The sequence below is a fragment of the Paraburkholderia sp. SIMBA_054 genome (genome assembly GCF_046534875.1).
Taxonomy (GTDB): domain Bacteria; phylum Pseudomonadota; class Gammaproteobacteria; order Burkholderiales; family Burkholderiaceae; genus Paraburkholderia; species Paraburkholderia hospita.
The window spans coordinates 1-11,712 of record NZ_JAWRXV010000120.1 but is presented as its reverse complement, the minus strand read 5'-3'; the positions used below and the strand labels follow the sequence as shown (position 1 = coordinate 11,712).

The window sequence follows — 11,712 nt, the reverse complement described above, 5'->3', positions numbered from 1 at the left end:
CATGAAGCGCTTCGAGCAGCCTCTCGTCGGATCTCTGTCTCGCGAGCATATTGAAGCGATTCTCGCTGCTCCCGATATGGAAACGTGGACTGGCCAACGTGATCGTGTCATGCTGGCAACCCTGTACAACACCGGTGCGCGTGTTTCCGAGCTCCTCGAGATGCGTGTTGCTGATCTCGTGCTCGGCTCGACCTCATGGGTACAGATCCATGGCAAAGGTCGAAAAGATCGTTCTGTACCATTGTGGCCAGACACAGCTAGGGAGCTGAAGCGGTGGTTGAGGCAATATCCACGGAGTCCTCATGAACCGATATTTCCAGGTCGCTCTGGTGGAACGCTCACGCGCGTTGGCTTTACCGAACGTCTTAACCTCGCGGTCGAGGTAGCATCGCGACAGTTTCCCGAACTTCTGAAGTGCCGAATATCTCCGCACGTGGTGAGGCACTCGGTAGCAACGCATATGCTGCAATCTGGTGTCGATATTACCGTCATCGCGCTATGGCTTGGTCACGAAAGTCCGGTGACAACACATCGTTATGTCGAGGCTGACCTGCAAATGAAGGATCGTGCGTTACAGGCTCTCCAGGCACCTTCGCGAAAGCCGACGCGATATCGTCCGAAGGACGACGTTCTTCGCTTCCTGGAAACCCTGTAGTTATGGAAGCTTCACCTCTGGAACACGGTCGAGTTATCGGGCCGGGACAGCGCCATGGTCCTGTTACAGCAGGGCCTTGGCGAGCATGTCGGCGCCGCCGATTACCCGGGGGATGAACCTTCGATAACTACAATGCTTCGATAGCGGCGCTTATAGAAATGATTCTATAACCGCCGTGGCTGGTTGTTCGCAGATACTGTCGGCGGCGCGAACGCCAGTGCGAACCTGTACTCGCTGGTCGAGACCTGCCGCGCCAACAGCATCGATCCCTACCGTTACCTTCACTGGCTCTTCCAAAAACTTCCTTGTGCAACGACCGTCGAGGACTACGACGCGTTGCTGCCGTGGAAGATGCCCGCCGAACTCCGCTGAGCCCTCACCGCCACGTCCCAGAGGCCGGCGCAACTACTCTGAGAGGCGTGAAATAAAGACCGCTTACGTCGAATCCCGTGATCCAGGTCAAACGGACGAAGAGCGGGAGCAGCGACAGCCATAGCCCTCGGGCAAACGTTTGCTCTGTCATCGGCACCATGTCGACAGCCTCGTTGGAACATGCATGTATAACGGCGTCTTTCCACAAATTGTTTAACAGCGCCAAGCGTAGGAGGTAGTTGGAGGTCGTTCGTCCGCGTAAGCCACCAGGAACGTGCTTCGGCGCGCCGCCGGCTTCGTCGCATCAGGCGGCCCTCTCCGCCGCTCCGCCGCCGGCCCCGGAGATCAACGTTGCAGTACGCTCTTCGACTAAGCCTTGGCGTGTTCGATCGAGGAAGAACACCAGCAGGCGACACTTTGCCTGTAGCATCTGCCGCGTGGTTCTTGCCATGGTTGCCAGCCATCCGATGCGCGGCCGACGACAGTCCGGTCCGGAAGACCGAATGTTCCGCACGTCAATTCCAAAGCACTGCATAGTATTTGCATCGCGTGTGGCAAGACGCACATACGCTGCGAGCGAAGGATCGGTAAATAGCAACCATGCAATGCGCGTAGACACCAGCGAAAGAACAACCAAACGCAGGGGGACCGAATCATGTTGCGACTGCTTGCAAACCTGATTGCACATCACGCTCCGACTCCCGAGAAGCAGGCTGAACGCCAGTTGAAAGATTTGCGCATGGACCTTTTTCAGGCCGAGCAACATGTAATTGATGCGCAAATGCGTGCAGATTACTTCCGGGCCCGCCTGGCCTTTTTAGAGGAAGTGAGAAGCAAGGGAATCGAGCAAGTCTCCGATCAGCGCAAGGGTCGCAGCGAAGAACGTGAAGTAAGCCTCCGGCCCGGACTCAAGCTCAAAGCGGCGCAATAGACCTCGTTCGAGAGAATTGCCGGCGGGCGCTCAGAAAGACTATAACGTGCCTCGAAGGGTTGCGCGGCGCCGCCGCGGTGCTCATTGTGATCTTTCATACCAGTTTGCGCTGTGCTGCTCCGCGCGACAAAAGAACAGCATTCTCGTAATCGACCTGTTTCTCGTGTTTAGCGGCTTCGCGATCTGCTCTGTGTATAGCGGCCTATCAACTGGCGCTGTACAGAACATTTGTGATCGATCGCTCCGGCCGGCTTTGGCCGGTGCATATCGCGACGCCCATCATTCGCGCCGTCGTCACTGATGCAATCGTCGCTACCTGGCGGTTGCACGGTGTATATCCGGATTTCTTACCCTGACGACCGCTGCCAAGGGCGTGAAACGGTGTCCGAGAACCAGCATCGCTGCTGCCACGCCCACCCTACGGCCGAACCGGTCGGTGCACCTTGGGGTGGCCGCGGGTGCCAGAAAGCCCAGTCGCCCCAGTGTCCGGATGACGGTGCGGGCGAACGACTCTTCATGGTCGAGAGCACCCGTTCAATGGGGGTGCCGTAGAGCTGCCGTTGAAATGTTCGACGGCAGCTTTCGGGCGACTTCTGTGAATGAGTACAGTCGGGCCATGAACGGTCATCGGTAATCGTTTAATGGCTATATGGGTTTCCGCACAAAGCACGCAAGCTTGCACTGGAATCCAACCTTCATTTGCCTAAGATTGCACCTTATGTATTGCCTGCTTGGCGCCTCCCGCTTGCTACAAACGACGATTTCTATCGAGCTGGCCTACCCGTGGCCCAACCGGAGGAACATATGGATGAACCGAATTTACGTCTTGACATTGTTAGTGACCCTGTCGAGTTTCGTGCCCTGAAACCGGAATGGAACGAGCTCTGGTCAAGAGCGGAAGGCCGCTACCACCAGGCTTTCACAGCATGCTGGTTGTGCTGGACCAAGGTCGCCCAACCACGCGGCAGAAAACTATGCTGCATCACCTTGCGCCAGCAAGGTCGGCTTGTCATGGTATGGCCGCTCGTCGTGTACCGGAAGCTCTGTTGGACGGTTGTGCGTCCGCTTGCGAGCGAATCTACGGACTATACGAACATCCTTGTGCAGGACGGACCGACGGCTCGGAAGGCGATTGAACGCGCGTGGTGCGCGGTCCAAAAGCGATGCGGCGCCGATATCATCCTCCTACCGTTTCTGAATGCTGATTCGAAATTGTTCGAACTGGCGTCGAGGAAGCGAGGCGTTGTAACGAAGACGGTGCATCCAGTGGCGGTCGCAATGTTGCGCAGTGAGACCGATTGGAGGTCTTTTAGCTCGTCGCTTGGAACATTATTCAAAAACAAGCCTGGTGCACTGGAACGGCGCCTGTCGAAAAAGGGAGATGTGAGAATTCGCTTTCTTGGACCCGAGGACGGCGAGGAAAATGCTCGTTTGGTGGATTGGATGTTTCACTGCAAGCGCCAGTGGGCCGATCGCGTGGACAAAAAGGGGGCATGGTTATACTCGATGGAATATCGAAATTTTCTTGTCGCCTTGCTCAACCAGACCGATGGCGAAGTCATTGCTCGACTCGTAGTCGTCAGCCTCGATGGCGCGCCGCTTGCGGTGAACATTTTAGGGTTGGGCAAGACCTGTGTGGACGATCTTATAGGGGGCTTTGATCCCGCCTACTCGCGGCAGTCGCCCGGCGCCATTGCGACAGAGCATTGCGTTAAATGGGCGCTCGAACATCAGCTCGACCTTGACTGCGGTGCCGGCTCCGAAAAATATAAAGGCTACTGGAGTCGTAACCACATCTTGACGATGTGGAGTATGCAAATCGCAAACACACGATGGGGACTACTCGCCTTTCAAGGAGAGAACCTCCGTCGGCTCTTCCGTTGGCAACCGCCAGTTGACAAAACGGAGGAGAGTCTTGCTGCGGTTTAAGGCAATGTTGACTATGTCCAACAGTCCTATGCATCAACCGTTATAGGGCTGTGTAACTGCAAATTCAAAATGCGACGCGGCTGCGGCAGACGCTCGCGTGGGCGCAGGTCGCAGTACCCGGCAGCAATGGAGGTGGCCATGAGCTTCGGAAAACCTGGCGAGATTCTGGCCAAGATGCTGACTGATCGTCCGTTAGGGACGAACGAATTCGGGCGCACGGCGATGGATGACTTTCGGCACTTCTGCGCATATACCGGGTGCTCGCCGGAAAGGGTTGGCGCAGAGACTTACGCTTGAGCAATGCTGGCTTTTAGCACTGCAAGCCCGACCCGATGCATGCCACGCTCGCACAGCGGCCTTTCGCGCAGTGGAACGGATCGCTCGATGTCCGAATTTCCCTAATCGACCGATCACGCGCCGTCCGATGTGCCGGAGTGAATGGCGGTTGTACCCCCGGAAACTGCCTTTGATTTCTCGCTGAGTCGGAGGGCCGGAGTGGGTCGGTGACAGAACTATTCGGGCGGGCGCGACCCAGGCAAACGAATATCCATAACTCTTCCCGCACTTTGCTGCCAGTCTGGAGCCGACGTGAAAACCGAAGAGCCTACGAGAGCGCGAAGGGACGGCGTGCGTTCGACGTTCTGCCCTCGACGTGGCAACGCCCATGCGCTTTGGCGGACGAGCGAAGAGATGGTTGGTGAATCGTTCTGACGGTATTCAGTTTTCCTGCGCGCGGACCGGCAGTTCCCTGTCTGCCCGAGAAGAGCCGGTCGCGTCTGGCAAGCTCCGCGACCGGCTGAGGTCAGGTTCTTCGCGTCTCCAAACCGGACCGATACGTCGTCGCGCTGCCGATTATTGCCCCTCCTCAGCCGACGCGTGTGCCTTGGAGGCGCTCGTCGGAGCTATGGTACCGAACAATCCATTGACCTCCTTGTTAGGACCTGCCGAGAAGTACACCGTGTCCGGGCTCGAGTTGCGGCCGCCGCCGAGTGTCAGAGTCCACAGGCCGTCGATTGCCAGTGGATTGCCGAACTGATCCTCCAATTGATCGACGAATCTGCCGTCGTTGTTGAAAACATTGATTCGGCCATTACCGAAATTGCCAATCAGGATTTTGCCGCTGAAACGTCCGAATGCAAATGATGCGCGCGTGATTCCCCAGGGCGAGTCGAGTGGACCCCGGCTGGCGAAGCGGCGCAGCAAGTGGCCGTCTGTATCGAATACGTCGACGAAACCGTGACCGTCGCCTGCAACGTCGTCCTCCTTGTCCTTGTCCTGCTTTGCATATGTAACGAAAAGGTCGCCATCGATGTTCGCGATGCCAAACGGTGCGTATCCGGCTGGGATGTGTCGGTCCATGAAGCCGCCGTCCGTCGTCGCGGGCGTGAACAGGCCCTTCGTGCCGCCGCTCGGTCCGAATACATCGATCCGCCCTGAACGAAAATTCGTCGCGAACAGGAATACTCCTTTCGCGTTAACACCGACGACAAGACCCTTGTAGATAGCCCCAGAGGACGAGTTATCGACCGCGATTACGGCGTGGTTCGGCGGATTCAGGCCACCGGCCCAGGCGGAAATCGTGCCGTCTTCGGTCGCGAAGATGAATGCGGCCGGGATCGTGGTACCTGGCACGAGAAACGCCGGCGAGGGATTCCACACCATCCCGGTCGGCTTCGCGGGCGCGGTCTTCGGTGGATTGTTGGGAAAGAAGGGGCGACACGCGCTGTCCGGTATGACATTGCCTGGCAACGGGATGGAGACCTGCAGCGCCACCACCTTTGTCCCCTCGCCGTCATACAACGTGGCGCAGCCTGTGGCGTTGTCGTTGACCCAGAATGGACTTGCTGCCGGACTAAACGCGACACCCCAAGCGTTCTGTAGTACCCCGTCGACCTTCGGGGCAGAGCCTGCCACGTTGGAAACGAGTGGTGTGACGACGTAAGCATCATCCGGAGCGGCATGCCCGATTGTGAAACCGGCGGCGAGGACGATCACGGCCGCTGCTTTGAGACCCCAAGAGACCTGAGACATGACTACCTCCTTCATCTGACTGGGCGAGAAATCGCCCCGCGATAGCGCCAGAGGCGGGTAAACGATCGCCGTAGTTCAAAAATTCCCGCGGTCCTCAAAAACTCTACTTACCACCCGGTCGAATGGCGCGATAGAGTCGACCGTGGGACTTCGACTCAATTCATGGATCTGAACGTGTTTCAAGCAAGCGCTCGCGATATGCCGGCTTTCACGTCGCCAGGGTGGGCGACATGGATTCGTGGCTGCGTCGCCACGCGGTGTTTGTGACCGCCTTGAGCGGCGCCCTCTATGAAGTCGCCGGCGACCCCTACGCCTTTCCTCGGATAGCGCCGGGGTTCGAGTTCATCCTGGCTATCCGTGAGGGATGGGAGGCCATGGACTGGCACGCAATCGGCTCCGCGCCATTGGCGCTGTGCGCAATACTCGAACGGGGTCCGTTCCCCATCGCGGCCGCATACTGGAAGCGCCTGCTCGATTCGCCGCGAGGCGAATACTACTTCGCACGGCACGCGCGGCGGGCGGCCACTGAAATGTCGGCATTGGCGGGCGACGTTCTTGTCCTCCTGTGTGATGACGCGGTACCGCGTCTGCGTAGGTTGTACGCGTCGATAGACAGGGTGGCCGCGACTACGAGGCAACCCGATCGACAAGCGAGGCCGCGGCCGTGAGAATCATTTTCGGAATTCTTGCCGCATCGATGTCGCGTCGAAATCTGCCTCGCGCACACGGGCCTGTTGGCGCTGGCGGTGCGGACCCAAATACCACAGGAGATGGGCCCCACTGGACGTGGTTCGGCTGTCCCTTGCCAGCCCACGACGCATAATGATGTCCAACGCTACACCGTCGCGGCGGGACGCATCATCAAACGCAGCAGGACAGGTAACGCGTCGATCACCGCTGGCCAGCGGACGCACCACGCAAACAAGGTTGCGCTGTCCGCGCTGCGGCGAACAATCGTTGCAGCCACTCCTGTTCGATGTTGCTGCCGGCGCAAGATTGCGGCTCCCCAACTTCCCGTTTGGAGTTTGTCGACCATGAAGCGCATCGACCGAGGTGCGCATTTACACGTGAGTGAAATTCGTGGAGTGGCAGCCCGAGAGAGGCAGGGCCCAAGGCGTTGGCTATCTGGGCGGCTTCATCAGCATGGCCGATGTTTCGACTATCGCAGCGGTGCTAGCAACGGCCGCTGTACCTCGGAAGCTGCCGTTGTGTTCTAGCTTGCGCGACCGTCCGTAGTGGGTCGCCTTCCGCGGAATGCAATCATATCGACGGCGGACAACACTGTCGTACAACATCAGTCCGGGGTAGGCCGATTCGAGACATGGCCACCAATGTCTCGGTCAGTCTCTGCGAATGAGTACTCTCGACCCACATGAGACGATCATCAGCGACAGCCGAAAGTCCGCAGTGCACAGGATTGTGTTGGAAAAGTCGGCCCGTGGTTCGAAATGTGATGGGTCAAAACGACCAGAAATCAATCCGAAGCGGGCCTCACGGATGTCCGCAGTGGCTCCGGGGCTTCTCACCAGGGTTGAAACTGCTGGCACTCCGTTTCGAACCAATAGTCGACCAGGCGCTGCGCCGCCTGTAGATCCTCTGGGTAGTATGGGTCGTCGTACCATGGTGACGGGTCGTAGCCCGCTTTCCTGAGGGCCGCAAGCTCGCTGTGGTGTTGCGCCATCGTCGGAGGCGCGTTGCTTCTAAGTGCGGCCAAGTCGCGGCACTCCGTTGGGCTCAGGGGCGGCCCGCTTTGTGGCACGACGGCACATCCAGCCAGCAGGAGCACCAACACAGTAAGCGTCGGGCGAGTTCTCGTGAGGTTTTCCATAGCGCATCTCCACGCATCCGATTGGCGCAACGCTAGTGGTGCGATGCCGCCAGTCGCGCGCGACTTCGCGTTGATCCAATGCGTAATCCGCAGCCATCCGGGTTGAACCATGTCGTGACTCAAGATCACTCCAGGCTTGGTGGCTGGCATTCATTCCAGTGCCGCGGGAGCCGTCAAAGCACATACCGACAGCGCCGGCACAGGGCGCAAGCAGGATCGGACAACGAATCACGCTCCGATCGTCAGACTGCCATTGCGATAGATAACGCGATTGATAGACGCTTATTCCGTCGTGCCTGAAGAAATCGACTTTCATTGGCGATGCGCATCGCGCGGGTAGGCCGTCCCGCCGAACGGGAAATGCAGCGTGCGGTATGCCTTACTCGCAGACGCCGACTCGAACGCGGTGCTGGATGGACCGGCTGCTTTGACGCTCACAGAAACTGACCCATTTGTGAAGCGCGCGGGAACCGCGCGATCGCTATAAGCGTAGTCTGTTGGCGTAGCGGCAGTTTCAACCTCATGTTAGACACGAAAAATGTCGTGTAACTCGGCATAACAGCACGCTTCGCCGCGGGCACGCATCCGTCGGTGCCGCCCCCGGCGACGGCAGAGAACCGCCCACAACCAGCCGTTCGCCGAGTTAAGTCCTCGGCCATTCGAATGACCGCATCTCTTTGGGAACGGACGGAGGACTTCCGGAAGAACGTCGTCGCTGAATTGAGTGCAACCAGCGACCAGTGACCAGTGACCCGCGGCCGACGTCGAGGTCGAGGGAACTGAAGAAGCCCTACAGTTAACGGATCGGAATGTGTGATTTGCCACACATGTACGAATCGATAAAGGGTAGCGTCCGATGAACGGCTACAGAGCGAACTGACTAAAGAATCCGTCTGTCCGACGTCTCTGGCGGAGGAAAACATGTCATCGATAATGAAGAATCCGGCACTACTAAAGCATGCTCTTCTGCTTTTGTTTATAGTCGCCGCCGCGTGCGCGGAAGCTATGGCCGATGACGAAGGTGACGCAAAAGAGAGGATTGCGCAATTCGAGAAGAAATATTCACTGACGGATGAAAAAATCCGCCGGACCTGCGTGGCTTTGGGCGATGGCTACGGCTCAACGCTTGAGAAGGCGGTAATGATTCTGTTCTGCCTGGGTGGAAAGAGCATTGACAAAAGCATGTTCGGCGGCGCTCAAGGGATATCCGCCGACAGGATGGAAATGTTGCAGTCAGATTGTCGAAATAAGCTTCAAAAGGGTAGCTTTGCGTACAACGAAGGAGTCGTAGGTCTGCAATACGAGTTGCATATTCCGAGTTTCGATAAAAAAACAACGCCGGAATTCGGACAATACATGCAAGATCGCGCAACGATCGCTTGCATCAATGCCAAAACTGCACTCGCAGATATATGGCGGATTCGGCAAATGCAAAAAGCCAGCGCGTCTGATAAAGAAGCGATCAAAAAACTTCGGCAGGTTGGCGAACAGCAAAAAGAAACGATATCCGATCTGCGCGCCCAACTCAAAGCAAGGCAGACAGTGAATGCTGCGGCCGCAGTAAATCCGCCTGTCCGGTCTCCTGATCCGGCCGCCAAGTGCGTTTGGAACGGACAGACCTACCCCCCGGGCGGCTCCATTTGCGATAACCATACGGTAGGCGCACAAAAATCGACGTCTAGCATTCGGCGAGCTGACCGTACAGGCTATGTCCACTGAGGGTAGCGACCGTTTCATTGCGCCTGGCTCTACCCAATGTCTCTTGCGTCTGGAAAGCCGCCGTTGCCAATAGACTCGGCGGAAGGGCAGCTGTAGGTCGAGGGTGTGTGAAAACGCGCTGATCGCCTAAACTGGATTAACTCATTCAGCATGGGTGACCGGATGAAGCGATCTATAGAAGGTGAAGATCGCAAGCAGGTGACGCTGCTTCCAGAATGCCTCGATGACTTCGTGTCCGAGGACAATCCGGTCAGGATTATCGAGGCGTTCGTTGAAGAGCTTGACCTTGGATCGCTGGACTTCGATGGAGCGATGCCATCGACTACAGGTCGTCCGTCCTATCATCCGGCCGTGCTGTTGAAGATCTATATCTATGGCTACTTGAACCGGGTTCAGTCGAGCCGCCGGCTGGAACGTGAATGTCAACGCAATGTTGAATTGATGTGGCTCACCGGTCGTCTGGCGCCAGACTTCAAGACCATCGCTGACTTCCGTCGTAACAACGGCACCGGCATCCGCAACGTGTGTCGCCGCTTCGTCGTCCTATGCCGTGAGCTGAAGCTGTTCTCGCAGGCGCTTGTTGCCATCGACGGTAGCAAGTTCAAGGCAGTCAACACCCGCGATCGCAACTTCACAGAGGGCAAGATCGATAAGCGCCAGAAGCAGATAGAGGAGAGCATCCAGCGGTATCTGAACGCGCTGGAGACCGCCGATCGTACGCAGCCTGCTGAACTGGAAGCAAAGACGACTCGATTGCAGGACAAGATCGCACGCTTACGCGAGCAGATGCGAAACCTCGGCCAGATCAAGGAGCAACTCAAGACACAGCCTGATGGTCAACTCTCGATGACTGATCCCGACGCGCGTTCCATGGCGACGAGCGGCAAAGGTTCGGGCATGGTGGGTTACAACGTACAGGTGGCAGTAGACGCCAAACACCACCTCATTGTTGCTCACGAGGTCACAAACTCTGGCAGCGACCGGGGACAGTTGAGTCCTATCGCGAAAGCCGCGCGCGATGCGATGGGTAGGACCAGACTGCGGGCAGTTGCCGATCGCGGTTATTACAATGCCCCCCAGATCAAGGCATGTGCAGATGCAGGCATTGCAGTGATGCTGCCTAAACCAACGACATCAGGGGCAAAAGCTCATGGTCGATTTGACCGGGCAGACTTCATCTACATTGCCCGAGACGACGAATACCAATGTCCAGCAGGCGAACGCGCGATTTACCGCTACACCCGCGAGGAACACGGTCTACAACTGCGCCGCTATTGGAGCAGTGCCTGTTCGCAATGCGCGATCAAGTCGCAGTGCACACCGAGTCCGTTTCGGCGAATTGCCCGATGGGAGCACGAGTCCGTGCTGGAAGCAGTCCAAAGCCGACTCGACAAGACACCGGATGCGATGACAGTGCGCAGGCGGACCGTCGAACATGTCTTCGGGACGTTCAAGCACTGGATGGGCTATACGCACTTCCTGACACGCAGGCTGGCCAACGTGGGCACCGAGATGAGTCGGAACGTGCTTGCCTACAATCTCATGCGAGTGCTGAGAATTCTGGGGTTCAGGAAAACTATGCGCGCAATGCGACTGGCGGGTGCGTGAGTACCCAGTAGGTCTAAAACGCCCCCTAATACTCGCTTACCCGACCTCAGTGCCTTGCAACGGTTCGTCGCTGTCGGATTGACCGCACGCCAGTTGAACGCGCCAGCCGGTATAAGAGCCTCGCATCTCTTGTTACGGTTCTGCTCACGTTTCCACACACCCTGGGTCGAGAGTGTGAGTTCGCTGATGAAGGATGAAGGAAGCTGACGTCCGGCTGCTCGATGCCGCCACCGTCAGCAATCCGACCCCTCGATCGAGGTACGGAATGACCGTTCCACCCCGATACCCGCCCTTGAAACTATAACGCCTCGATTGGCAGCAACGGGTGGCGGATAACTGCCGTTCAAGAATGACCGGAAAACTTGCTTTAGAGGTTGGCAGGCCCGACGGCCATGAGAGAATTCTTGCTCTTGTCTTCGACTTCACTCATCGCCTCATGAAAGTTCTCGAATACACAGGCCTCGACACCTCATGCGTCAAGGCCAGCTACGACAAGGTGTCCGCGGCCATCGCTCGCGACGACTTCCGTGCTGCCCAAGTCAAGAAGCTCGCCAATCTCAGTCACGGCAAGTTCTACCGGGCGAAGCTGGATGACGCCGACCGGCTGTTGTTCTCGCTGGTGCGCCACGGGGATGAAGT

General features: G+C 57.6%; 9 protein-coding genes and 1 pseudogene. 8 read left to right on the top strand and 2 right to left on the bottom strand.

The genetic code is table 11. From position 1 onward, the window contains the following. From SB822_RS53545 to SB822_RS53530, 4 genes and pseudogenes are all read left to right on the top strand, one after another. Positions 1–655, top strand: a 655-nt coding sequence (locus SB822_RS53545) for a tyrosine-type recombinase/integrase (RefSeq protein WP_410858635.1), incomplete at its 5' end; no start/stop codon positions are given. A gap of 171 nt (positions 656–826) precedes the next feature. Next, positions 827–1,027, top strand: a pseudogene (locus SB822_RS53540) (transposase domain-containing protein); the annotation flags it as partial. 655 nt (positions 1,028–1,682) lie between these two features. Next, positions 1,683–1,958: a hypothetical protein gene (locus tag SB822_RS53535; RefSeq protein WP_090839227.1), complete on the top strand. Its 276-nt coding sequence runs from the start codon at positions 1,683–1,685 to the stop codon at positions 1,956–1,958. An 804-nt stretch (positions 1,959–2,762) separates the two neighbouring features. After that, positions 2,763–3,887, top strand: coding sequence for a GNAT family N-acetyltransferase (locus tag SB822_RS53530; protein WP_090839229.1), 1,125 nt, complete (start codon positions 2,763–2,765; stop codon positions 3,885–3,887). Positions 3,888–4,739: 852 nt separating this feature from the next. Here the strand turns inward: SB822_RS53530 and SB822_RS53525 are convergent. Further along, a complete protein-coding gene (locus SB822_RS53525) occupies positions 4,740–5,918 on the bottom strand; it encodes a TIGR03118 family protein (RefSeq protein ID WP_090839236.1) in 1,179 nt (392 codons plus the stop codon). A gap of 230 nt (positions 5,919–6,148) precedes the next feature. On the opposite strand from SB822_RS53525, the gene SB822_RS53520 reads away from it, so the two are divergent. Next, on the top strand, positions 6,149–6,586 hold the full coding sequence (locus SB822_RS53520; protein ID WP_410858634.1) for a hypothetical protein: 438 nt from the start codon (positions 6,149–6,151) through the stop codon (positions 6,584–6,586). An 854-nt stretch (positions 6,587–7,440) separates the two neighbouring features. Here the strand turns inward: SB822_RS53520 and SB822_RS53515 are convergent. Further along, positions 7,441–7,746, bottom strand: a complete 306-nt coding sequence (locus SB822_RS53515; protein WP_103153716.1) for a DUF4148 domain-containing protein — start codon at positions 7,744–7,746, stop codon at positions 7,441–7,443. Between the two features lie 921 nt (positions 7,747–8,667). Here SB822_RS53515 and SB822_RS53510 point away from each other — a divergent pair. From SB822_RS53510 to SB822_RS53500, 3 genes are all read left to right on the top strand, one after another. Beyond that, positions 8,668–9,465: a hypothetical protein gene (locus tag SB822_RS53510; protein ID WP_143055854.1), complete on the top strand. Its 798-nt coding sequence runs from the start codon at positions 8,668–8,670 to the stop codon at positions 9,463–9,465. A 162-nt stretch (positions 9,466–9,627) separates the two neighbouring features. Further along, the gene (locus tag SB822_RS53505; protein ID WP_410858636.1) at positions 9,628–11,073 is read left to right on the top strand and encodes an IS1182 family transposase; all 1,446 of its coding nucleotides are present in this window, start codon (positions 9,628–9,630) and stop codon (positions 11,071–11,073) included. Positions 11,074–11,422: 349 nt separating this feature from the next. Then, the coding region (locus SB822_RS53500; RefSeq protein ID WP_410858633.1) for a hypothetical protein at positions 11,423–11,712 on the top strand (290 nt) is incomplete at its 3' end.